Below are 23,991 nucleotides of genomic sequence, written 5' to 3'. Positions count from 1 at the left end.
TCAACTTTAACTATTTTCGGCAACACGCCGTCGGGGCGTACCCGTCGGCACGCCCGGCATCGGCCACGCTGGACAAATGCGTCTGATCCTCGGTCTCATCGTTGCGCTGTGCTGATGGTCCTCTCAGCCGGGATGCGCCGCGCGGACGGTTTCGAAGCGGGGTGGTACGCGAGCAGGAAGACCGACGGACCGACAACCATCACCGTCATGTCGGTGGCCGTCGCAGGCAATCCCCCGTCTCGAGCAATTGCCAACGTCAGATTCGCCGCGGCCAATCACGCCGACCCCAAGGTTCTGGACGTCGACTTCGTCCGCGAGAGCGCCCAGTGGAAAGCCTGCCGCTATAGCGCGAGCCCGACCGCTTAGCCCTACGCTCAGGTAGCCGTCGTCGCTCGTCCCCGAGGGGGAACAGATTTGGACCTGAACACCGTCACGGAGGTGGTCCGGCAGCCGCTCGATCCGCCAGGGGCCCAATGGCGCACCGGTGACGCCTTTCTCGCGGGTGGCACGTGGCTGTTCTCCGACCCACAAGTTGCGTTGCGACGGCTCATCGACCTGATGCCGCTTGGCTGGGACGCGCTGACGGCCAGTGATGCCGGGCTCGAGATCGGGGCGATGAGCACGATCCGCGACCTCTATGCATTCCGGGCGCCCGGCGACTGGTCGGCCGCTCCGCTGTTCACCACCAGCTGCGAAGCGTTCCTCGCCTCGTTCAAGGTGTGGAACAGCGCGACGGTCGGGGGCAACATCTGCATGTCCCTGCCCGCCGGTCCGATGATCACGATGACCGTCGCACTCGAGGCCAGCTACACCCTGCGCGCACCCGATGGGTCCGAGCGCATCGTCGACGCCGCCAACTTCGTCACCGGTAACAACGCCAACATCCTTGCGCCGGGTGAAGTGCTGAGGAAGATCGACGTTCCCGCGAGCGCACTGCGCAAGCGGCATACGCACAGGCGCTTCACGCTGACCCACCTCGGCCGGTCGACGATCTTCATCATCGCGACTCAACAACAGGAGGCCGATGACCTGCTGCTGACGATCACCGCCGCCACCACCCACCCTGTCCGCCTGGCGTTCGATTCGATGCCGGACGCCGACGCTCTGGCACGCCGTATCGACGAACTGCCAGAAGCACTCTGGTTCGACGACCCCAACGGAAGTCCGGACCATCGGCACCACCTCGCCAGGCACTTCGCCGAGGAGATTCGCGCCGAGTTCTGCTCAGGTGGTCGGTCATGACCTACACCGTCAACGGCACGGCATTCGACGAGGAGCCCAGGCCGGGGCAGTGTCTGCGCACGTTCGTCCGCTCCCTGGGTTGCCACGGTGTCAAAAAGGGTTGCGACGCAGGCGATTGCGGGGCATGCACCGTCTGGCTCGACGGCAACCCGGTGCACAGCTGCATCACCCCGGCGTTCCGCGCCGAGGGGCGCGACGTCACCACCATCGAGGGACTCGGCACCCCGGACAACCTGCATCCGATACAGCAGCAGTTCCTGGACGCCCCCGGATTCCAATGCGGTTTCTGCACAGCGGGAATGATCATGACGTCGGCCACCTTCACCGACACCCAGAAGCTGGATCTGCCGCGCGCTCTGAAAGGAAACCTCTGCCGCTGCACCGGCTATCGCGCCATCGAAGACGCGGTCAACGGCGTGAAAAGCGTCCAGGACGCACCACCCGGTCAGGCCGTGGGCGCCAGCGTCGTGGCACCGTCGGCCGCCGGAGTGGTGACTGGCACGGCGGAGTTCACCATGGACACCGAGATGCCGGGGATGCTGCATCTCAAGGTGCTGCATTCCCCGCATGCCCACGCACGGGTCATCTCCATAGACACGTCCGCCGCCCTCGACGTCCCGGGCGTGCACCGCGTCTACACATGGCAGGACGTGCCCCGGAAGCGTTACAGCACAGCGATTCACACCGACCATCTGGTGGATCCCGACGACACCTACATGCTCGACAACGTCATGCGGTTCGTGGGCCAGCGAGTCGTGGCCGTTGTCGCCGACTCGGTCGGCGCCGCCGAAGAGGGTTGCCGCAGGGTCGCCGTGGAATACGAGACGCTGCCCGCGGTCTTCGACCCGGAGGAGGCGATGGCCGACGGCGCACCTCAGTTGCACAGCTACGACGACCCGTTCGCCCACGACAAGGCGCGCAACATCCTGCTCGAACTACACGGCGAGGTCGGCGACGTCGCCGCCGGATTCGTCGAAGCCGACGTGATCCACGAGGCCACCTACTTCACGCCACGCGTCCAGCACGCGCACCTCGAAACACACGGTTCGATCGCGTGGGTAGAGGACGGCCGGCTGCACGTGCGGACCAGCTCGCAGTCGCCGTCGGTCGCGAAACTCAAACTCTCCCACCTGTTCGACCTTCGGCCCGACCAGCTCCGCGTGTTCTGCATGAGGGTCGGCGGCGGGTTCGGCGGTAAGCAGGAGGTGATCTCCGAGGATCTGGTGTCCCTGGCGGCGCTGGACACCGGTCAGCCCGTCTGCTGGGAGTACACCCGCGAGGAGGAGTTCACGACGGCGTCACCGCGCCATCCGATGAAGATCACCGTGAAGCTCGGCGCGAAGGCCGACGGAACACTGACCGCATTCCAGTTCCGCAACGTGTCCAACACCGGCGCATACGGCAACCACGGCGGCGAGACGTTGTTCGCGGGCGGCGCCGCTCTCATGCAATACCGTTGCCCCAACAAAAAGTTCGACGGCTACTCCGTCTACACGAACACCGTGCCCAGCGGTGCGCTGCGCGGCTACGGCATGACCCAGCCGTCGTTCGCGGTGGAGTCTGCGATGACCGAGTTGGCGCTCGCACTCGATATCGATCCGCTGGAGTTGCGTCGCCGCAACGTCGTTCAGCCCGGTGACGCACTGGTGGCCATCGGCGAGCACCCCGAGGATGTGTCATTCACCGAGGACGGCCTGGCCGCATGCATCGACCTCGTCGACGATGCGATGCGCGGCAGGCCCGCCGACCCGGACCTGGGCCCGGAGTGGCTTTTCGGCACCGGGACCGCCAGTTCCATTCACGAAACCGCCCCGCCGACCGACCACGTCTCGGAGGCGTGGGCCACCCTGCGCGACGACGGCGTCTACGAGATCGCAGTGGGCACCGTCGAATTCGGCGAGGGCACCTCGACAGCACATGTGCAGATCGCGGCGAGCGTGCTCGGCACCACTCCGTCGCGGGTGCACCTCGTGCAATCCGACACGGACAGGAACGGTTTCGACACCGGAGCGTTCGCGAGCGCGGGTCTGTTCGTCTCAGGTAACGCCGTGCAGTACGCCTCGACCGCGCTCCGGGACAGCATTCTGCACTTCGCCGCGCGTCACTCCGGTGTCGACGTCAGCGAGTGTTCGATGGACGACGACGGGGTGACGTGTGCTGATGTCCGGTTGACGCTGGCGCAGCTGCTCGAGGCCGCCAGAGAACGCGGCACGCGGCTCACCGTGTCGCGCAAGGCTTACGGTTCGCCGCGCAGCGTCACGTCCAACGTCCACGGCTTCCGCATCGCGGTGCACCGGATCACCGGCGAGTTCCGCATTCTGTACAGCGTGCACGCGGCCGATCCCGGTGTCGTGATCAACCCTCAGCAAGTCCGCGGCCAGATCGAGGGCGGTGTGGCGCAGGCCATCGGCTTTGCGCTGACCGAAAACTTCCATGTCGACGACGACGGGGTGATGATCAACCCCAACCTGCGGAACTATCGCATCCCCACCTATGCAGACATCCCGCGCACCGAGGTCCTGCTCGTCGAAACCCACGACTCGGTGGGCCCGATGAAGTCGAAGGGTATCGGCGAATCCAACGTCAACCCGGTGGCGCCTGCGCTCGCCAACGCGCTGCAGGACGCCACGGGGGTCCGGTATCGAGATCTGCCGTTCACCCCCGAGCGAATCTATCGCCGCCTCAACGAGCACAATCTCACTCCCGCAACCTGATTGGCAGGACATGGATACGACAGGCGTCACCGGTACCGGGGTAACGGTCATCATCGGCCAGCGCATCCGGCCGGGCCAAGACCACGCGTTCGCGGTGTGGGAGTCGACCGTGAACCGGGAAGCCGCCAAGTATCCAGGCTTCATCGCAGTCGAGGTCAGTCCGCCCACCGCTGTGCAACCCGAGTGGATAATCGTCTACCGGTTCGACTCGATCGCGAACGTGCAGGCGTGGCTCAACAGCGCCACCCGTCAGCAGCTGCTGGTCGAGGCCGAGCAATACTTCGACGGACCCGGCACTCAGCAGGTCATCGGCGGCGGCCGGCAGTCGGACTCGTTGGTCACCGTCGTGGTCACCCATCGAGTCGATCCGGCTTCCATCGACGAGTTTCTCTCCTGGCAAGACCGGCTTCGACTGGCGGAGAGCTCTTTCCCCGGGTTCCGCGGGACCGAGCTGTTCCGTCCAGTCGAGGGCATCCAGGAAGAATGGACCGCGCTGTATCGCTACAACACCGCCGACGATCTCGATCGCTGGCTGCTTTCGGAAGAACGCAAGAAGCTTCTCGCCGAAGGGGAGAAGTTCAAGGACTACCAATCCAGGACGATCGACAACTCGTTCGGCAGCTGGTTCGCCTTCGATGACAAGGGCGCCGAAGTCCCGCCTCCGTCGAACTTCAAGAGCTCGCTTGCGGTGTGGGTCGGCGTCTATCCCACTGTCGTGTTGATCTCTCTCGCGCTGTGGCCGTTGAAGTTGCCGCTGTGGCTCAACCTGATGATCGGAAACCTGTTGTCCAGCTTGGCGCTCGGCTACTTCGTGATGCCGCACTTCGTCAACCCGCTGCTGAAGAACTGGCTGCGGCCGCCCGCCGATGTCTCCGTGACCAAGACCAACTGGCGTGGATTCGGCCTCATCCTCGTCGTGATGGCGATCTTGGGTACGTTCTTCTACATCGTGACGAAGGTGCTCTTGCACATGCCCTAGCGGCCGCCGAGCGGTATCGGGCCTGCCGGCATCTTGGGGAGCGTCGCCGTCAGCTTGGGCGCCACCGTCTTCGCGTCCGGCGTGGAGCGTTCGAAGGTGTACTTGCGGACCTCCTGGCCATTGGGAGTGGTCCCCGCCACGAGTAGATCGGCTCCGTAGACGGTGCTGGTCGTCGCAATGGTTGCGCCAGGGGTCGCCCCACCGAACGGTACGAACGAAGCGATCTCGCCGTACTCGACGTTCTCGGCATGGTGGTTGGGACTCTCCAGGTACATCTTGGGCTGTCCTTCGAGCTTTGAGCCCGATGACCAGACGCGCACCGTGCCCTTGCCACCGAGCTGGCTGGTGACGATGCTCATCGCGCCGCCCTCACCACCTGCGACCCAACCCGTGGACAATGCGACGCCGTCCTTGTAGTTCTCGTCGTACGCCATGAACTGCGAGGTCATTCTCGGGTCGCTCGGCTTACCCGAATGTTCTTGCGTCGCGGTGCCATTGGCCTGTGCCCGCGCCGTCGGCGTGTAGAGGTCCCACCGGAACGACTTGACCAGTGGCGGGTCACCGGGACCGGGCGCTGTCACAATGCTCTGTCGTCCCGATCCGAATTCGACCATCCCCGTGGTCATGGTGACCCCCGTTTGAGATCCGGGGTAGGGCGTGAACGTGGAGAACACGTCGGGCGCCTTGCCCGCCTCGGACGGCAGAGTCGAGGAGTACACCTTCACCTCAGATTCCGTTCCCGGACCCGTCCCGACGATGATGTTGTCGGCCATCGCATTTCCGTCGATGTCAGCGCCCGCGACTGTCACGCCGCCGGTGAAGCCGGAGTCGAACGGCTCGAAGCGAATGATCTCCGATTTGAACAGCCCGAGGTTGGTGTCGTTACCGTCGTATGCGACGACCTCTGGAGCCACCCCCTTGCCGGTGCCGACGAGCAGATCGAGAATCATGTCACCGTTCACGTCAGCCATCGCGACTGACGGTGTGCCCTCGTAGTCCGGGAATGGGATAACGGTCTGTAATACCTTGTCGCCGTTGCCATCCCGGATCTCGACCGAGGCCGGCTTCCCATTGGATCCCGGTATCGCCACGGCGTACGTCGACACTTCGGGAATGACGTTGATGGTGGCCATCAGCCCGTTGTCCTCGTGGTTGAGGCGGTGGCAGTGGATCACGTAGGTGCCCGCGAACTCGAGGAACTCCTGGCGAAGGGTCAGAGTCGCCGGTGTGCTCACGACGTGCATGTCGTTGAATATCGGTGCGGGCACATTGACGTTGTCGAGTCCCCACGGTTCCACACCCGTCTTACCGCGGTGCGGATCGTCGATCGACATCACCTGAAAGTCGTTGACGTGGATGTGCATCGGATGCGCATCGTTGTTCATGTTGATGATCTTCCACTCCTCAACGGAGTTGAGCCGTGGCTGGATCAGCGTGGTGTTCGGGAACCCGCTGGGCTCGAACATGTAGATGACGGCCTTGGGGTCGTCATTGCTGGCGAGGCCACCGCCGATGGTGTCGGTGATCGTCATCTCCCGGGTGACGGCTGGCGTCATCACCGACGTGTCGACGAACGACGTGTACGCGTCGAGGTTCTGGCCAGGTTCGAAGGCCGTGGTCTGACCCTGTCCGCTGGTGTCCTGCGTGGCACGGATCAGCGTCTGCGTGGGGAACACAAAGAACCCGTCGGCGAAGCTGAGGAACTTCGGATCCACCGTGAGAGTGCCGAGCACAGCGGGCGTATTCTTGGTGCCGTTGTTCGTATACAGCACACCGGGATTCACGATCGGCTTGGCGTTTGGATCCGGCGGGAACTCCAGGACCAGGTCGCCTTCCTTCGGCATCGTCACCGCGATCGCGTAGCGCGATCCTGGTGGGACGCTCAGCGTCGTTCCGTCACCGAAGACCGGGCGACCGACCTGAGTGTAGGGATTGCCGTCCTGCCCGACGATGGCGAATTTCGGATGGTTACCGGTAGCAGTCTCCGTCAATCTCACTGTCATGTAGGCGATGTCGCTGATGTTGGCCACCACCCAGATCTCCGTCTGGCCCGGTTTCAGTTTCAGCTCCGGCTGGAACTGGCCGTTCACCGTGAACTGCACATCGCGCTGATTCTCCGGCAGTGACGCGTTCTCGGCGATCTTCGTCGTCGGGCTGTCGAAGCTCATCAGGTTCGACGGGATGAACTGTGTCTGACCGCGGTTGTTCTTCGGCGACAGCGGTCCAGACCACCACGGCGTCAGATACTGCGACCCCATGGCGGTATCGGCGATGTTCACCGGGGCCAGGCTTGGCTGATATGTGCCGTCGGCCAGCTCCGATCCCTCGGGCGGCTTCAGCGTGCTCGCCCACTGCGGCCAGCTGTAGTTGTTGAGCTGATGTCCCTTGCCGTTGCGGTCGAACACGTAATTGTACTGAATTGCCATGTCGCGGACGGGAATATTGTTCTGTGTGACGAGCGGAAGATTGCCGTCGGGGCGGCCGATCTCCAGCAGCCCGGCCAGCCCGGCGTAGGTCTGCTGCGACGTCATCGTGTGGCGGTGACTGTGGTACCAGTACAGGCCGTTGGGCATGTTCTTGGGCACGTCGTAGGTGTAGGTGTTGCCCATCCCTGCGGGAATCGACAACAACACATTGTCGGCATTGCCCGTCGGGCTGACGTGTAGTCCATGGGTATGCAAATTCAGCGGCGCCTCGGTGAGAGGCGGCGGGTATATCGGTACATCACCCCCCTTGGGCGTCATGGCAGGGTCGTAGAAATCCGCAATGGTCAGATTCTGAAGGTCGTTGTCGTAGTGGACGATCAGCTTCTCGCCGGGGTCCACACGCAGCGTGGGCGCGGGGTAGAGGTTGTCACCCTTCGTCGATCCGTCCGACGCGGTTCCCTTGATGAGGTCGTAGCCGAAGATGAGGAAGTTGGTGACCGGCTCCTTGACGGTGTCGAGGTTGACCGTGGCCTGGTGTGCCGACAGCCGCACCTCGAGCACCCCGTCCTTGCTGGAGAGCCGCACCGGTTCCTTGAACGGCGCGGGCTTACCGTCGGGGCCGGCATTCACACCTGCCTGCGGCGGAGGCGCCTCCTTTTCACGCGAGCAGGCCACCATCGCGGCGATCATGGAGACGACCAGAATCAGCGCCAGGATTACGCGTGACTTCCCTCGACTGAGACGCATGGCGTCCCCATTTCCCCACAATGTGGCTAAGAACCGGCGCTGGACATGCGTCACAGTACGTCGGGGGACTTGGCTGTCGTGGCACTTCTCGCCGTGTCAGATGGCGGTCTCCTGCGCGGACAGCGCCATCCACTGTCCGCTCTGCAATTCAAAGACGTCGGTGAATCGCTCGACGCCGATCACCGTCTCGCCCTGGATCAACGTGTTGAGGCCGTGGATCACCGCGGTGTTGCCTGCGATGTCGACGATCTGGTCGGACGGATTCATCGTGAAGGGCAGTGGCGCCATGCTCGCGATCTCCTCGGCACGGCTGATCAGATGGCCTTCCGAGTTGACGTGTTTGAAGGTCGGGCCCAGGATCGCCTCGACGGTCGGGCCATCGCCGTAGGTGATCGCCTTCAGCCACCGCATCTCCTGGGCGAGCACGTCGGCACACGGTCCCACCGCGAACGGCAGCGGTGCACCGGTCGCCGCATCGGAGCAGGTGTCGGCACTCGCCGACGCGGGTGCGTAGATCGCGATGGCCGATAGAGCGGACGCAAGAGCCAGCCCCGTCGTGAACGTCCGGCTTCTCCGGTGTGTCCATCGGTTCATACGATCCGTCCTCCCGGTCAATGATTGCTAGGTTGCTTGTCGAATGATGCGACGAAAGGGCGACCATTGTCGGGTAATTGGGGATCGGTGCTGATCGAGCTCATTCCGCTCGCACTGGTTGTCGCGCTGTCTCCGTTGTCGATCATCCCCGCGGTACTCGTATTGCACACCCCCCGGCCGCGACCGACCGGGCTGTCCTTCCTGGCCGGCTGGTTGGTCGGGCTGACCGTGCTGACTCTGATCTTCATCGAGATTTCCAGCCTTATCGGCGGCGTTCGCGGTAAGCCGCCGAGCTGGGCGTCGTGGCTGCGCATCGTCGTCGGCGCCGCGCTGATCGTCTTCGGCATCTACCGATGGCTCAAACGCAACAAGTCGGCCCACACCCCGAAATGGATGCAGAGCCTGTCGAAACTCACCCCCGCGCGCGCCGGTGCGGCGGGATTCGCGCTCACCATCGTCAATCCCAAGGTGCTGTTCATCTGTGCCGCAGCGGGTTTGGCGATCGGCAGTGCCGGACTCGATTCGTCACGAGTGTGGATTGCCGAACTGTGGTACGTCCTCGTCGCGGGTTCGACGGTAGCGCTGCCGATCCTGGCCTACGCCGTATCGGGTGACCGGCTCGACGCGCCGCTCGCACGGCTCAAGGACTGGATGGAGCGTCAGCACGCCGTCCTCGTCGCGATAATCCTGGTCGTGATCGGTATCATGGTTCTGTACAAGGGAATTCACGCCCTCTAGCCACTCAGGGCAGGCCGAGTTCGTCGGCGTCTGCGGTGAGATAACGCGTGACCGTCGGCGCGATCAGGCGCTCCAACTCATCGCCGGACAGTGTCGCCAGCGGCGGGACCTTCATGACGTAGCGCAGTACGGCCGTCCCGACAAGCTGGCTCGCGGCGAGCATCGCGCGCAGGCTGTCCTGTTCCCCGCCGCCCAGCACGCCGGACACCGCAGTCAGCACGTAGTTCTGGACGAACGCGCGGAACGCTTCATGGGCGTCGGGGTTGGACGTGGCCGACTGCAGCATCGCCACCATGCTGGGACCGGTGTCGGGTGACTCCCAGATTCGCAGGTAGGTCCGCACCATGCGGGTGCCGATGTCGGGGTCATCGTCTGGGCCACCGGTGAGCGCGGCGACCAGGTTGCCCGGATCGATGATGAGCCGCAGCGATTCACGGAACAGGTCGGCCTTCGAGCCGAACAGATACAGCACCATCGACGGATCGACGTGCGCGTCGTCGGCGATCGCCCGCAGTGTCGTCTTCTCGTAGCCGTCCGTGGCGAACCGAACCTTCGCCGCCGCCAGCACGGCATCCCTGGACACCGGCCCACCCTGGCGTCGGCCCCGCCGCTTTGTCGTCTTGGCTGGTGAAGGCATCTTTCGAGACTAGCATTTCAATGCCAGTTGAAATAATTACCACACCGCGATACGCTCAACACCGATTAATTCAACATTGAATGAAAAAGGGGCGATGATGGTCACCGACACCGTGTCGCGGCACACTCACGAAGCACCCGTGCACGAACAGTCCGCGGTGGTCCGCGCGACGGGCATCGTCGTGGCACTCACAATCGGCCTGGCGATCGTCGCGATAGCGTTCGCGCTGCCCGCGGCACGGACTGCGCCGCACAACGTGCCGATCGGCGTTGCCGGCCCGCAGGCCGCGAGTGGGCAAATCGCCACGACCCTGGAAAAGCAGGCTCCCGGCGCTTTCAAGGTCACCTATTATCCGGGCGAGGCGGCGCTGCGCGACGCGATCCACAACCGTGACGTCTACGGCGGACTGGCTTTCGGCCCCGACGGACAGAGCATGTTGATCGCCACGGGCGGTAGTCCGATGGTCGCGCAGATACTCACACAGATCGGCAACGGCATGGCCCAGCAGGCGGGGATGCCGATACAGACCGAGGACCTGGCCCCGCCGACGACCGGCGATCCGCGCGGCGTCGGATTGGCGGCATCCGCACTGCCGATCACCATGGCCGGACTTCTGCCCGCCATCGCCTTGTTGTCGGTTCTCAAGCGTGAGGTGTGGACCCGTTTCGCCGCAACAGTGGTTTTCTCTGCGCTGGCAGGCGTCACGGTCGCGGCACTCCTGAAGTACGTCTTCGGGTCCATCGACACGAACTTCTGGGGTGTCGCCGCCGGGCTCGCCCTGGGCGTGATGGCCATGGCGTTGTCCATTCTCGGGCTCGGTTCGCTGTTCGGTCGTGCCGGGATGATCGGCGGCGCGGTGCTGGCACTGCTGCTGGGCAATCCCCTGTCGGGCCTCAACAGCGCACCGGAATTGCTGCCAAGCGGCTGGGGTGAGCTGGGGCAATGGCTTCCACAAGGTGCCAATGGCGCGCTGCTGCGGTCGATGGCGTTCTTCGATGGAGCAGGCGGTGCCCTGCCGATCGTAGTGCTGACCTGCTGGTCGCTGGTCGGCGTTGTGCTGATCCTGATCGCTGCGGCGCGACAGCAGAGCCCCTCAGCGACGTGACTTAGTATCGAACGGCGTGGGACTCGACGACCGTGAGGCGCTGCGCACGCTGCGCGACACGGTCGATCCCGCGCTCGGCTCCGACGAACTGATCCGGCGGTTTTACACCCGCTGGTTCGCGATCGACATGTCCGTCCGGGAACTGTTTCCCCCGGATATGACGGCTCAGCGAAGCGCATTCGCGCAGGCAGTGACGTGGGTGTTCGGTGAGCTGGTCGCCCAGCGGGCCCAGGAGCCCGTGGCCTTCCTCGCGCAGCTCGGCCGTGATCACCGGAAATACGGTGTGACACAACGGCATTACGACAGCATGCAGGATGCTCTGCTGACCACATTTCGCACTCAGCTGATCGAAGGATGGGACGACCGGCTCGCGGAGGCGGCCCACGACGCGGTCGCCCTACTCGTCGGGGTGATGCGAGGCGCCGCAGACGCCGAGAAGGGCCCGCCGTATTGCGATGGCACGGTGATCGAAACCATCCGAGCGACGCGGGACGTCTCGGTGATCCGGCTGCAACTCGACCACCCGTTGTATTACCACCCAGGGCAGTACGTCACTGTTCAGGTCCCGCAATGGCCGCGACGGTGGCGCTACCTGAGCCCGTCGATCCCCGCCGACCGCGGCGGTGGCATCGAGTTCCACATCCGTTCGGTACCCGGCGGCATGGTGAGCCCGGCGATCGTCGGTGAGACGAAGCCGGGCGATCGCTGGCGGATGTCCAACCCGCACGGCGGGATGCACGTCGACCGTGACGGCGGCGACGTCCTGATGGTCGCGGGCGGCACCGGCCTGGCCCCGTTGCGAACGCTGATCATGGACCTCACCCGCAAGGCCATCAACCCGCGGGTGCATCTGTTCTTCGGGGCCCGCTACCCGTGCGACCTGTACGACCTGCGCACGCTGTGGCAGATCGCCGCGCAGAACCCGTGGCTGTCGGTGACTCCGGTATCGGAGTACCGGACGGACCCGCCGTGGGCCGCCGACTTCCCCGATGTGCAGCCGCCGCGCGGCCTGCACGTCCGCCAGACCGGAACACTGCCGGAGGTCGTCACCGGATACGGCAGCTGGGGTGACCGGCAGATCCTGATCTGCGGAAGCCCGGATATGGTCGAGGCCACCAAGACGGCCTTGCTCGCCAAAGGTGCTCCCGCCGAACGTATTCAGCACGACCCACTGACAGGCTGACGTACTGCGAACCCCGCCGGCCATTTCGTCGAGGAGTCGTAATAGATGTCCGCGAGCGACGTATTCGTCAGATCGGCGCCGGTCAGGTCCGCAGATTTGAGGAGGGGAACGTCGCATCGGACACGGTGACGCAGGTCAACCTCCCGTGGAAGGATCATCAGTCATGATCGACTTCGAACGCGTCACGCTGCAGGATCCGTCGTCGTCGATGACGGCCACATTCGTACCTGCGGCCGGCATGCTCGGCACCTCGCTTGCCGACGGCGCCGACGAGTTCCTGGGCCAGCGCCGTGGACTGGACGCCTACGTGAGCAACGGCAAGACGATGGGGATACCGATCCTGTACCCGTGGGCAAACCGGTTGAGCGCCAGCGAGTATGAGAGCGACGGCACCGTGGTCACGCTGACCCCCGGGGAGGGCGGAGTGCGCGCCGACGAACACGGTCTGCCCATCCACGGCGTGCTGGCCGCCTATCCGGGCTGGCAGGTCAGGGAGCGCAGGCAGAACTCGCTGACCGCCGCGCTGGACTTCGGCGCACAGCCCGAACTGCTCGCGTCATTCCCGTTTCCCCATGTGCTCACCCAGAGCGTCACGCTTTTCGGCCGCAGACTCACCATCGAGACCACCGTGACGGCGACCGGATCGGCATCGGTGCCGTTGTGTTTCGGCTATCACCCGTATTTCACCATTCCCGGTGTGCCGCGCGGGGAATGGCAACTGACCACTCCGGCGATGCGTCGACTTCCGGTGGACGAGCGGGGCATTCCGACAGGGGCGCACGAGGACTGGAAAGCGCACACCGAAGAGCTGAAGGCGACCACGTACGACGACGGCTTCGACCACGTTCCCGACGATGCGCTGTTCTCACTGGCAGGCGGTGGACGCCGCATCGACATCGCATTCGAGCAGGGCTATCCGGCCTCTCAGATTTTCGCCCCGGGCGCCGACGACCTGGTGGCCATCGAGCCGATGGCCGCACCGACCGACGCTCTGCGCCGCGGCGACTACCGCAGCGCGGTGCCCGGAAAGCCGGTGACGGCAAGGTTTTCCGTCACAGTGACCTAGCGCTTGTTGCGCGGCTGCCAGACCACCAGCGCCGTGCTCTTGGACCTTGGCTGGGCGCGCAACTCGTCGATCTCGCGTGCCATTTCCTGCAGGCGGGTCTGCAGCGCGTCGACCTGATTGGTCAGCTCGATGATCCGCTTGATGCCTGCGAGGTTGACGCCCTCGTCCTGCGACAGCCGCTGGACTTCCCGTAGCAGGTCGACGTCATGCTCCGAGTAGCGACGGCCGCCGCCGGACGTGCGCTGCGGGCTGACCAGCCCGAGCCGGTCGTACGTCCGCAGCGTCTGCGCGTGCATCCCGGCCAGCTCCGCGGCGACCGAGATCAGGAAGGTGCGCGCATCGTTGTTGGCTCGCTTGGGCATTACGCACCGGCCCAGTTAGCCCGCGGGTCGAAACCACTGGCCCGTTCGGCCTTGGCGTAGGCCTCCAACGCTTCTGCGGCCTCACCCTCGACATCCGGGGGCACCGCCACCTTAACGGTGACGAGCAGATCGCCGTGGCCACCCGATCGCTTCGGAACGCCGCGGCCACGCACGCGCAGAATCCGGCCGTCGGAGGTGCCCTTGGGCACGCGAACACCGACCTTGCCTTCCAGCGTGGGCACCGAAAGCGTGGCGCCAAGGGCCAACTCGTGGAAACTCACCGGAACGGTGACCGTGAGATCGTCGCCGTTGCGGCCGAACACCTTGTCCGGCTTGACATGCACGGTCACATACAGGTCGCCCGATGGGGCACCGCGCAGTCCGGCCTCGCCCTGTCCGGCCAGCCGGATGCGCTGACCGTCCTCGACGCCCGGTGGGATCCGCACGTTGATGGTGCGTGTCCTGGTCGTCACCCCGGTGCCCTTACATTCCTCGCACGGGTGCTCGATGATCGAACCGCTGCCCCGGCACTCGGTGCACGGCTCAGAGAACCCGAACGCGCCCTGGTTGCGGCTGATCACACCCGACCCGTTGCAGTTCGGGCACACCTTCGGGCTGGTGCCCGGCCGCGCACCGCTGCCATGGCAGTTCGTACACGGGGCAGGGCTGGTGAGCCGCAACGGCATCATCACGCCCTTGGTGGCCTCGAGAAATGACAGCTCGGTCTCGGTCTCGAGGTCGTTTCCGCGTCGAGGCCTCGTGGGCCGGGGCTGCTGGGCTCCGCGCCCGAACAGGCCACCGAACAGATCGCCGATGTTGGCGCCGCCGGTCTGTCCGGCCGCGTCGAACAGATCGTTCAGATTGAACTCTGCGCCGTCCGAACCGAATCCACCACCGTAGTTCCCGCCGCCTCCGCCGCCGAAGCGACCACGACCGAACCCGCCGTTGGCGAAAAGCCTTCGCGTTTCGTCGTATTCCTTGCGTTTGGCCGCATCCGAGAGCACTTCCTTGGCTTCCGACACGGCCTTGTACCGGTCTTCGGCCGCCTGATTGCCAGGGTTACGGTCGGGATGGTTCTCAGCCAGCAGCTTCCTGGCCGCCCGCTTGATGTCCTGCTCGCTGGCGTCAGAGGGGACGCCGAGCTCCTTGTAGAAGTCTTTTTCGACCCATTCACGCTGGGCCATGACGCGTCACCTCCTTACCTGTATCTAGTCGTTGTCTGATTCTGCGGCCTGTTGCGAGGCCGGGTCGGTGTTTTCGGCTGCATCGGGCACCGTGTCGACCACGCCAACCAGCGCGTGACGCACCACCGAATCGCCGACCCTGTACCCCCGACGCATAACGGTGCCGACCACAGGGTGGGTGCCGTCGCCCTCGTGCTGCACGGCTTCGTGCAGCGCCGGGTCGAAATCGTCGCCCTCGTCGCCGAAACCCGAAAGGCCCAGTCCCTCAAGAGCGGTCGCTAGCTTGTCGGCGACCGACTTCAGCGGCCCACCCTCCAGATCACCGTGGCTACGCGCCCGGTCGAGGTCGTCGAGGACCGGAAGCAACTGCGAAATCACCGACGCCTTGGCGCGGTCGGCCGCGACCTGCTGGTCCCGCAACGCCCGCTTGCGGTAATTGGCAAAGTCCGCCTGCACCCGCTGTAGATCTGCGAGAAGTTCATTGGCCTTGCCCATCTCCTCCGGAGATTCGCCGGCGAACTCGCCCTGGCCCGCGGCCGGGGCCGACCCACTAGGGGCCGGCCCGGTCGCGGCTTCACGGATCTCGCCGGTGTCCGGATCGATGCGCCGTTTGTCGGTGACGGTCACCGGCTCGTGCGAATCGTTCTGGCTCACTTGCGCTCCTGGTCATCATCGTCAACGACCTCGGCATCCACGACGTTGTCGTCTGCCTGACCGGCCGCCGACTCGCCTGCGGCACCGGCGGTCTGCTCAGCCTGGGTGGCCTCGTAGAGCGCCTGACCCAAGCCCTGGGCTTCCACGCCGAGCTTCTCCATCGCCGACTTGATGGCGGCGATATCGGTTCCCTCCAGCGCCGACTTGGCCTCGGCGACAGCGGAATCGACCTTGTCCAGCGTGTCCGCGGGGATCTTCGATCCGCCCTCGGCTTCGCGTTGTTCCTTGACGATCTTCTCGGTCTGGTAGACCAGCGATTCCGCCTGATTGCGGACGTCGGCCTCCTCGCGACGCTTGCGGTCGTCCTCGGCGTGCGCCTCGGCGTCCTTGATCATCTGGTCGATCTCCTCCTTGGAAAGGCCAGAGCCCTCCTGGATTCGGATCGTGTTCTCCTTGCCGGTGCCCTTGTCCTTGGCGGTGACGTGCACGATGCCGTTGGCGTCGATGTCGAAGGTGACCTCGATCTGCGGCACGCCGCGGGGGGCCGGCGGGATACCGGTCAGCTCGAAGGAACCGAGCAACTTGTTGTGCGCGGCGATTTCGCGCTCACCCTGGAAGACCTGGATCTGCACCGACGGCTGATTGTCGTCGGCCGTGGTGAAGGTCTCCGACCTCTTGGTCGGGATCGTGGTGTTGCGCTCGATCAGCTTGGTCATCACGCCGCCCTTGGTCTCGATACCGAGGGAGAGTGGCGTGACGTCAAGCAGCAGAACGTCTTTCACCTCGCCCTTGAGCACGCCGGCCTGCAGCGCGGCGCCCATGGCGACGACCTCGTCCGGGTTCACGCCCTTGTTGGGCTCCTTGCCACCGGTCATCTCCTTGACCAGCTCGGAGACCGCGGGCATGCGGGTGGAACCGCCGACCAGGACCACGTGATCGATATCGCCCACCGAGATGCCGGCGTCGGCGATCACCGACTGGAACGGCTTACGGGTGCGGTCAAGCAGATCCTGTGTGATGCGCTGGAATTCGGCACGGGTCAGCTGCTCGTCGAGGAACAGCGGGTTCTTGTCCGCGTCGACGGTGATGTAGGGCAGGTTGATCGAGGTGCTCTGCGAACTCGAGAGCTCGATCTTCGCCTTCTCGGCAGCCTCACGCAGTCGCTGCATGGCCATCTTGTCCTTGGTCAGGTCGATGCCGGCCGTGGCCTTGAACTTGTCGACGAGCCATTCGACGATGCGGTCATCCCAGTCGTCGCCGCCCAGGTGGTTGTCACCCGAAGTGGCGCGGACCTCGACCACACCCTCGCCGATCTCCAGCAGCGAGACGTCGAACGTGCCGCCACCCAGGTCGAAGACCAGGATGGTCTGTTCCTTCTCGCCCTTGTCCAGCCCGTAGGCCAGGGCCGCGGCGGTGGGCTCGTTGACGATGCGCAGCACGTTGAGTCCGGCGATCTGGCCGGCCTCGGTAGTCGCCTGGCGCTGGGCGTCGTTGAAGTACGCGGGCACGGTGATGACCGCGTCGGCGATGTCCTCGCCCAGATAGCTCTCGGCATCGCGCTTGAGCTTCATCAGCACGCGCGCGCTGATCTCCTGGGCGGTGTAGTTCTTGCCGTCGATCTCGACGGACCAGTTAGTGCCCATTTCACGCTTGACCGACCGGATGGTCCGGTCGACGTTGGTCACTGCTTGGTTCTTGGCGGGCTGGCCGACCAGCACCTCTCCGTTGCGCGCGAACGCGACGACGGACGGCGTGGTGCGGGAACCCTCGGAGTTTGCGACGACGACGGGGTCGCCACCCTCCAGTACCGAGACGACCGAGTTGGTGGTCCCGAGGTCGATTCCGACCGCACGAGCCATGGTTTTCCTCCTGATTTAGTCCATCTATGGGTCTGAGTGCACCGCACTCAAGACTGCTCCGGCCAACCTTATCTTGTCAACCCAGACTTGAGTCAATCACACTCAACTATCGAAAGGCTCAACGGCGGGTTGACCGGGTTTGTTCCCGCAACTTCTGCGATGTACCTCGTTCGCGTCCGCGTGTAGGGACTTTCGCCCCTGGAATATGTGCCCTTCAGCGCGCGGAGTTGGTCCTCAGACGCTAGGCCGCGGCCCATCACAGAGACAAAATTACGTACATGGTTAGAACACCGTCATGGCTGAACGGCGGACGGTGGCGATTGCTGGTGGGGCCTTCTCTGGTGGTCTTCACCATTGCCGCGCTGACGACTGGTGGGATCGCGTGGCTGGCGGGGCGCCATGACCTGGCCGACGTTTGTTGGGTTGTCGGAACGTCGGTTGCGGTGATACCGGCGACGTTGTGGGTCGTCGCGGCACTACGACGCGGGCGGGTGGGTGTCGACCTGATCGCGGTCCTGTCATTGGTCGGCACGCTCCTGGTCGGCGAGTATCTGGCCGGTGCACTGATAGCGGTCATGCTGGCCGGTGGGCGCGCCCTCGAAGCCGCCGCGGAGCGTCGTGCATCACATGATCTGCGAGCGTTGCTTGAGCACGCTCCCCGATTCGCTCGACGAAGGGTCGGCGCCGAGGTGACGGCCATTCCGATCGCGGATGTGTCGGTCGGTGATTTGTTGGTGGTCGGCCCCGCGGAGATCGTCCCGGTGGATGGCCGCGTCGTCGGTGCAGTGGCGGTGCTGGACGAATCGGTTCTCACCGGTGAATCTCTGCAGGTCGAACGACTTGCGGGCGATCCGGTTCGTAGCGGTGTGATCAACGCGGGCGCCGCCTTCGAGCTGCGGGCCACGGCGACCGCGCAGGACAGCACGTACGCGGGCGTCGTGCGACTGGCCGAGCAGGCGGGGGCGGAAAGCGCGCCGATCGTGAGATTGGCCGACCGTTACGCGGCGTGGTTCTTGCCGCTCACGCTTCTTGTCGCCGGTGGAGCATGGCTTGCAAGCGGATCCGCAGTTCGCGCAGTCGCTGTCTTGGTGGTGGCGACACCCTGTCCGTTGCTGCTTGCCGCTCCGGTTGCAATCGTGTCGGGACTGTCACGCGCGTCTCGCTACGGCGTCGTCATCCGCAGTGGCGGCGCTTTGGAAAGCCTTGGAAGCGCAGCCACTTTGGTAATGGACAAGACTGGAACTCTTACGATGGGGCGCCCCGTTGTCGTGGATGTATTGGCTGCACCGGGACGTGATGCCGCAGAAATTCTTCGGTTGGCAGCATCCCTGGACCAGATGTCACCGCACGTACTTGCCGAGGCACTCGTGACCGAAGCCGCAACGCGGGGTTACCGGTTGTCGCTGCCCGATGAAGTCGTCGAGGAGGCGGGCCGCGGTGTCACGGGCACAGTCGACGGTCACCGAATCCAGGTGGGAAAGCTGACCAGCGATGGCACGGAAGCAGATTGGGGACGCGCTGCGGTAAACCGCGCACGCTTGGATTCAGCCGCGATCGCATGGGTGTGCGTGGATCAGGATCTGGCGGGTGCCGTGCTGTTGCGAGATCCGTTACGTCGAGAGGCACCTCGAACGATGCGGCGTTTGCGGGCAGCCGGCTTCAACCGGCTGGTCATGTTGACGGGCGACCGCGCCGAACCCGCCCGCGAAGTCGCCACCGTCCTCGGACTGGATGAGGTGTACGCCCAGCAGAGTCCGGCCGACAAGGTGGCCGCGGTGCGTGCCGAGCGGGAGCGCGCGGTGACTGTGATGGTCGGGGACGGCGTCAACGACGCTCCCGCACTGGCTGCGGCCACCGTAGGTGTCGCGATGGGCGCGCGGGGTGCGACGGCATCGTCGGAAGCCGCCGACATCGTGTTGACCACAGATCGTCTGGACCGCCTCGCCGACGCGATGGACATGGCCAGGTGGTCGCGGCGGATCGCCATACAGAGTGCTGTTGTCGGTATGACACTGTCGGTTGCGGCGATGGCAGTGGCTTCGCTTGGCTGGTTACCTCCCGCTGCAGGGGCACTGCTTCAGGAGGGCATCGATGTCGCCGTGATCCTCAACGCACTTCGCGCCCTTCGCGGCAACCCGGCGGTCCAAGTGGACCTACCCTCTGGCACAGAGGACATGTTGCGGCGCTTCGCATCCGAACACGAGGAACTGCGCGACACCGTCGACGTGCTGCGCGCGGCCGCCGACCGCATCGTCGCGGGTGCGGATCAAGCAGCGTTGGATTCGCTCATTGGTGCGCACGCCTTCCTCACCGAGCGAATCCTGCCGCACGAGCAGGCCGAGGAGAGCCGCCTCTACCCCGCGCTGGCAGAGCCGCTCGGCAGCGGAGAGGCAACTGCCACGATGAGTCGTACGCACGCAGAGATCCGCAGGCTGTCCGACCGGATCGGAGCGCACCTCGCCGCGGCGCAGGCGCACGACGGCATCCAGCCCGACCAAGTGGACGACCTGCTCGCGTGCCTCTACGGACTGCACGCCGTGTTGCGATTGCACTTCCTGCAGGAAGAAGAGAATTACTTCACGCTTGCCGACGATGACTCGCACGACGATGCGCGATTCGCCCTCAACGTTCGCGGTGCCGCTGTCCCCAATAGCGGTTGACGGTCGACCTTTCTCGACGAACAAGCCTTTGCCGCCGAACGAGGACTTTGAGGGGCCGCGATGTGGACAATCGGCCCTACTCGTCGCCGCCATGAGGGTGCACGCTAAGTCTCAGTCACGCATGGCTAGCGGGAGGAACCCACACGATGACAGATCAACTTGAGCCGTCACCGCCGCGCAGCTCCGCGACCCGTCAGGGCGGCACCGCGATCCAGGTCTTAGCTTGGGCGGGTATCGCCGCCGCAGCAGTGTTCATCGTTGCGGTGGTGTTCTTTTCGGGATTCTTCATCGGCCGCACTACCGATGGCGGTGGCTTTCACGGCCGCTACCACGGAACACCTGGTCCCGGCATGATGGCACCGGGGATGATGGGACCGAACGGCCCCTGGTCACCCGGGCAGATGGGGCCTGGCCAATGGCGTCCGGATCAACCGAATTCTCCAACGACTACTCCGCGCCCGTAAGCGTCCCAACAGGCGTCGAGCAGGTACGCCGCTCGCATCGCGGCGCTGATACCGGAGATCGAAATCCTGCAAGCGGACTTCCTGCACCGTCACCTCTGCGGCGATGCCGAAGTAGCGGCCGACGGATACACCGAGATGGCACCGCTCTAGTGTCTCGGGCATGACTGCAGCCCAACGTGAGCGCCACGCCCTGGTGGCGACCATGAGCGAGACCGGACCCGATGCGGCGACATTGTGTGAGGGCTGGACGACCCGTGACCTCGCGGCGCACCTGGTGGTCCGTGAGCGCAGGCTCGACGCCGCACCCGGTATTGCGATCCCCTTCCTCGCCGGTTACACCGACAAGGTGCAACGGCAGACCGCCGCGTCCACCGGCTGGGACGAGCTGGTGGACAAGATCTCGTCCGGACCGCCGCTGCTGTCACCGTTCAAGCTCTTCGACGCGGTCGCCAACATGGATGAGATGTTCATCCACCACGAAGACGTGCGCCGGGCCCAAGCCGGTTGGGAGCCACGCACTCTCGATGCCGAGACCATCGCCGCGCTGCGACGGCCGCTCGGCATGATGGCGCGGCTGACCATGGCGAAGGTGCCGGCTCGCGTGACGCTTCTGACCGGCAACGGCGAACCGGTCGCCGTCGTCGGACACGGCCCCGATCTCACGGTCACCGGCGATATCGGGGAGCTCACACTGTTCGTGGCGGGCCGCGACGAGGCTCGACTGACCTTCTCCGATGCGCAGGCCGCCCAGGCGGTCCGCGCTGCACGCCGGGGGCTGTGACACGGCCGTCGCTGACGCCTAACGGGGTGATCGACGCGTAGCCTTGCCGCATGTCGCACCGGGCGAAAGTCGGCCTCGCCGTAGGTCTTCTGCTGTCCGCGACCGTGTTGGCCGCCGGCTGCGCCTCGACCATCGATGGCGATCCCGTCGCATCCGGTGGGTCACCGACCGGGCCGACCGAGCCGAGCTTCCCGACGACGAGGCCGACGCGAACCACGCCGACCACCAGTGCGACGCCGCCACCGTCTCCGCCACCGCCCACAAACCAGCCGGGCGGGACAACGCTGCCTCCCGACGAGTCCGGCTATGTGTTCGTCGAGACCAAGTCGGGGAAGACGCGCTGCCAGATCTCTCGGGAGGAGGTCGGTTGCGAGTCGGAGTTCGACAACTCGATCGAAGTGAACGGCATGCCCGCCAACGGGGTGAGCGTCACCGCCGACGGCAGCATGCGCTGGGTCGCCGGAAACCTGGGCAACATTCCCGCCGTCACGCTGGATTACGAGACCTATAGCGCGCTCGGCTGGACGATCGCGGCGGACAGCGACGGCACCCGGTTCACCAACGACGGCACCGGCCACGGCATCTTCATCAACACCTCCGGCGTCGAGGTGTTCTGAAACGCGCCAGTTCGCGCGGTGACCGCCGGGCTCGCCCAGGGCTAACGCCTACGCTGGCGTCCATGGATTTTCGCGTCTTCGTCGAGCCCCAGCAGGGCGCCACATACGGCGACCAGTTGGCGGTCGCCCGCACCGCGGAGGACGCCGGGTACTCCGCGTTCTTCCGTTCCGACCACTACACCGCGATGAGCGGTGACGGCCTGCCAGGACCGACCGACTCCTGGGTCACTCTGGGCGCCATCGCCCGCGAGACGACCTCGATCCGGCTCGGCACGCTGGTGACGTCGGCCACCTTCCGCTACCCCGGCCCACTTGCGATCGCGGTCGCGCAGGTCGACGAGATGAGCGGCGGCCGCGTCGAATTGGGCCTCGGCGCGGGCTGGTTCGAAGCCGAGCACAAGGCTTATGCCATCCCGTTCCCACCGCTGGGTGAACGGTTCGACCGGCTGACCGAACAGCTGAGCATCATCACCGGGCTCTGGACGACACCGGCGGGCGAGACGTTCGACTATTCGGGCACCCACTACACCGTCGCGGATTCGCCTGCGCTGCCCAAACCCGTCCAGTCCCCGCATCCGCCGATCATCATCGGCGGGGCGGGGGCCAAGCGCACACCGGCGCTGACGGCGGCATTCGCCGCCGAGTTCAACATTCCGTTCGCCCCGCTGGACGTGGCCCGAACCCAGTTCGAACGGGTCGCCGCAGCGCTGGACGATGCCGGGCGGTCTGCCGAGTCGCTGACGTATTCGGCGGCGTTCGTGGTGTGCGCCGGCCGCGATGACCAGGATGTGGCGCGGCGTGCCGCCGCGATCGGCCGCGAGGTCGACGAGTTACGCGGCAACTCCCCGCTGGTAGGGACGCCGGCGGAGATCGCCGACAAGCTCGGCGCCTACTTGCAGCTCGGCGTGCAGCGGGCGTACCTGCAGGTACTTGATATGTCTGACCTCGACCACGTGGACTTCTTCGCTGCAGAGGTGATCCCGCAGCTCCGCTGAACAGGGCAGGACGTGCAGGTCGCGGATACCATCGGTGGCCGTGGCCGGCCGGAATGACGATGACGACGGGCAGCCCTGGCACAACCGCACCTCCGCGGTGGTCGGGGCCAGCCTTATCGCGCTCGTCGTGGTCGGCGTCCTGATCTTCGCGGCGATGGCGGTGGCCCGCGAGTTCGGGGAAACGGAGCAGGCGCCCATCGATTTCGTCGATCCCACGTATTCCGCGACCGCGTCGCCAACGGACACCGCCACCACCACCCAGACGATCACGAGTACCAGTCCCCCGGAGACCACTGACATCGACGGGCCCTCGGGATCCTCGACGACCTCGGGTTCCTCGTCGTCATCGACGACCTCGAGCAGCGAAACGTCCACTGAGCAGACGACAGCACGCACCGAAACCGAGGAGGAAGATCGGCCGACCACCAGAACGTCACGGCAACGACCGCGCACCAATGTGACGCGCACGCTCAATCCCTTCCCCTGAGCGCCTACTATCGGTGCCCGTGGCGCGATACGGACCTCCCGACGACCAGAATCATCCGGACGACGACCCGACGGTCTACGCCAACTACGGCGATCCGCCCGGTCCGCCGGAAGGCGACCCGGTTGCGTGGTATCGCAAACCTGCCGCGCTCGTCGGGTTCGGCGCACTGGGTGCGGTGGTGGTCGCGCTGATCGTGTTCGGACTGGCCAGACTCGTCACCGGCGGTGACGAGCCCTCCGAACAGACCACGCTGACTCCGCTCACCACGACGTCGCGCTCGGCGTCCCCCTCCACGACGACATCGGCGCCGAAGACCGTGACAGAGACCTACACGCCGACGACCACCGAGTCGACGGCGACTACCACCACGACCGAGACCACACCGCCGACCACCACAACGACGACGACGTCCCCGACGACGAGCGTCAGCACGAGTATCAGTACGAGCACGGAGACCAGCACGGTCACCGAAACGGTGACGCCGCCGGCTCCGTAGC

At 65.3% G+C, this 23,991-nt stretch carries 22 protein-coding genes; 15 read left to right on the top strand and 7 right to left on the bottom strand.

Translation table 11 applies throughout. The features are described from left to right. Positions 1-114: 114 nt before the first annotated feature. The 4 genes from AB4Z42_RS00300 to AB4Z42_RS00285 are packed head-to-tail and all read left to right on the top strand — an operon-like array spanning position 115 to position 4,935. Complete coding sequence (locus AB4Z42_RS00300; RefSeq protein ID WP_442007136.1) at positions 115-366, top strand: hypothetical protein; 252 nt, start codon at positions 115-117, stop codon at positions 364-366. A 48-nt stretch (positions 367-414) separates the two neighbouring features. Continuing rightward, entirely contained in the window at positions 415-1,242 is an 828-nt protein-coding gene (locus tag AB4Z42_RS00295; protein WP_442007135.1) for an FAD binding domain-containing protein, read from the top strand. Next, positions 1,239-3,956 (top strand): molybdopterin-dependent oxidoreductase, encoded by a 2,718-nt coding sequence (locus tag AB4Z42_RS00290; protein ID WP_442007134.1) that lies wholly within the window; start codon positions 1,239-1,241, stop codon positions 3,954-3,956. Before AB4Z42_RS00295 ends, AB4Z42_RS00290 begins: the two co-directional genes overlap by 4 nt. Before the next feature lie 10 nt (positions 3,957-3,966). Continuing rightward, positions 3,967-4,935: an antibiotic biosynthesis monooxygenase gene (locus AB4Z42_RS00285; RefSeq protein WP_442007133.1), complete on the top strand. Its 969-nt coding sequence runs from the start codon at positions 3,967-3,969 to the stop codon at positions 4,933-4,935. On the opposite strand, the gene AB4Z42_RS00280 is transcribed toward AB4Z42_RS00285, so the two are convergent. After that, positions 4,932-8,108 carry a multicopper oxidase family protein gene (locus AB4Z42_RS00280; protein WP_442007132.1) on the bottom strand — a complete coding sequence of 1,059 codons (3,177 nt, stop codon included), beginning with the start codon at positions 8,106-8,108 and terminating at the stop codon, positions 4,932-4,934. The genes AB4Z42_RS00285 and AB4Z42_RS00280 overlap by 4 nt on opposite strands. A 96-nt stretch (positions 8,109-8,204) precedes the next feature. Then, positions 8,205-8,702 carry a nuclear transport factor 2 family protein gene (locus AB4Z42_RS00275; protein WP_442007131.1) on the bottom strand — a complete coding sequence of 166 codons (498 nt, stop codon included), beginning with the start codon at positions 8,700-8,702 and terminating at the stop codon, positions 8,205-8,207. A 66-nt stretch (positions 8,703-8,768) separates the two neighbouring features. On the opposite strand from AB4Z42_RS00275, the gene AB4Z42_RS00270 reads away from it, so the two are divergent. Next, positions 8,769-9,440 carry a GAP family protein gene (locus tag AB4Z42_RS00270; RefSeq protein WP_442007130.1) on the top strand — a complete coding sequence of 224 codons (672 nt, stop codon included), beginning with the start codon at positions 8,769-8,771 and terminating at the stop codon, positions 9,438-9,440. Between the two features lie 4 nt (positions 9,441-9,444). On the opposite strand, the gene AB4Z42_RS00265 is transcribed toward AB4Z42_RS00270, so the two are convergent. Then, a complete protein-coding gene (locus AB4Z42_RS00265) occupies positions 9,445-10,077 on the bottom strand; it encodes a TetR/AcrR family transcriptional regulator (RefSeq protein WP_442007129.1) in 633 nt (210 codons plus the stop codon). 97 nt (positions 10,078-10,174) lie between these two features. Between AB4Z42_RS00265 and AB4Z42_RS00260 the strand changes: the two genes are divergently transcribed. From AB4Z42_RS00260 to AB4Z42_RS00250, 3 genes are all read left to right on the top strand, one after another. Continuing rightward, a complete protein-coding gene (locus AB4Z42_RS00260) occupies positions 10,175-11,182 on the top strand; it encodes an ABC transporter permease (protein WP_442007128.1) in 1,008 nt (335 codons plus the stop codon). A 16-nt stretch (positions 11,183-11,198) separates the two neighbouring features. Next, the gene (locus AB4Z42_RS00255; RefSeq protein ID WP_442007127.1) at positions 11,199-12,365 is read left to right on the top strand and encodes an FAD-binding oxidoreductase; all 1,167 of its coding nucleotides are present in this window, start codon (positions 11,199-11,201) and stop codon (positions 12,363-12,365) included. A gap of 163 nt (positions 12,366-12,528) precedes the next feature. Beyond that, positions 12,529-13,431, top strand: a complete 903-nt coding sequence (locus AB4Z42_RS00250; RefSeq protein WP_442007126.1) for an aldose 1-epimerase — start codon at positions 12,529-12,531, stop codon at positions 13,429-13,431. Here AB4Z42_RS00250 and AB4Z42_RS00245 read toward each other — a convergent pair. From AB4Z42_RS00245 to dnaK, 4 genes are read right to left on the bottom strand one after another with little or no spacing between them, the layout of a single operon-like run. Then, entirely contained in the window at positions 13,428-13,793 is a 366-nt protein-coding gene (locus AB4Z42_RS00245; RefSeq protein ID WP_442007125.1) for a heat shock protein transcriptional repressor HspR, read from the bottom strand. The two genes, AB4Z42_RS00250 and AB4Z42_RS00245, sit on opposite strands and share 4 nt — an antisense overlap. Then, positions 13,793-14,977: a molecular chaperone DnaJ gene (dnaJ, locus tag AB4Z42_RS00240; protein ID WP_442007124.1), complete on the bottom strand. Its 1,185-nt coding sequence runs from the start codon at positions 14,975-14,977 to the stop codon at positions 13,793-13,795. The genes AB4Z42_RS00245 and dnaJ overlap by 1 nt, the downstream gene beginning before the upstream one ends. Positions 14,978-15,001: 24 nt before the next feature. Then, positions 15,002-15,631: a nucleotide exchange factor GrpE gene (grpE, locus tag AB4Z42_RS00235; protein WP_442007123.1), complete on the bottom strand. Its 630-nt coding sequence runs from the start codon at positions 15,629-15,631 to the stop codon at positions 15,002-15,004. Beyond that, entirely contained in the window at positions 15,628-17,490 is a 1,863-nt protein-coding gene (gene dnaK, locus AB4Z42_RS00230) for a molecular chaperone DnaK (protein ID WP_442007122.1), read from the bottom strand. Before dnaK ends, grpE begins: the two co-directional genes overlap by 4 nt. A 278-nt stretch (positions 17,491-17,768) precedes the next feature. Here dnaK and AB4Z42_RS00225 point away from each other — a divergent pair, with 278 nt between their 5' ends. From AB4Z42_RS00225 to AB4Z42_RS00195, 7 genes are all read left to right on the top strand, one after another. Beyond that, a complete protein-coding gene (locus tag AB4Z42_RS00225) occupies positions 17,769-20,150 on the top strand; it encodes a heavy metal translocating P-type ATPase (protein ID WP_442007121.1) in 2,382 nt (793 codons plus the stop codon). A 146-nt stretch (positions 20,151-20,296) separates the two neighbouring features. Continuing rightward, a complete protein-coding gene (locus tag AB4Z42_RS00220; RefSeq protein ID WP_442007120.1) occupies positions 20,297-20,614 on the top strand; it encodes a hypothetical protein in 318 nt (105 codons plus the stop codon). Between the two features lie 160 nt (positions 20,615-20,774). Next, complete coding sequence (locus tag AB4Z42_RS00215) at positions 20,775-21,395, top strand: TIGR03085 family metal-binding protein (RefSeq protein WP_442007119.1); 621 nt, start codon at positions 20,775-20,777, stop codon at positions 21,393-21,395. 50 nt (positions 21,396-21,445) lie between these two features. After that, positions 21,446-22,012: a hypothetical protein gene (locus tag AB4Z42_RS00210; protein ID WP_442007118.1), complete on the top strand. Its 567-nt coding sequence runs from the start codon at positions 21,446-21,448 to the stop codon at positions 22,010-22,012. Between the two features lie 62 nt (positions 22,013-22,074). After that, complete coding sequence (locus tag AB4Z42_RS00205) at positions 22,075-23,007, top strand: LLM class F420-dependent oxidoreductase (RefSeq protein ID WP_442007117.1); 933 nt, start codon at positions 22,075-22,077, stop codon at positions 23,005-23,007. 40 nt (positions 23,008-23,047) lie between these two features. Next, complete coding sequence (locus AB4Z42_RS00200; protein ID WP_442007116.1) at positions 23,048-23,494, top strand: hypothetical protein; 447 nt, start codon at positions 23,048-23,050, stop codon at positions 23,492-23,494. A 19-nt stretch (positions 23,495-23,513) separates the two neighbouring features. Further along, positions 23,514-23,990 (top strand): hypothetical protein, encoded by a 477-nt coding sequence (locus AB4Z42_RS00195; RefSeq protein WP_442007115.1) that lies wholly within the window; start codon positions 23,514-23,516, stop codon positions 23,988-23,990. Position 23,991 lies beyond the last annotated feature (1 nt).

Origin of the sequence: Mycobacterium sp. 2YAF39, assembly GCF_052114565.1 — a bacterium.
Taxonomy (GTDB): Bacteria; Actinomycetota; Actinomycetes; order Mycobacteriales; family Mycobacteriaceae; genus Mycobacterium.
Note: the sequence above shows the minus strand (reverse complement) of the source record. Positions and strands in the feature narration are given on the sequence as shown.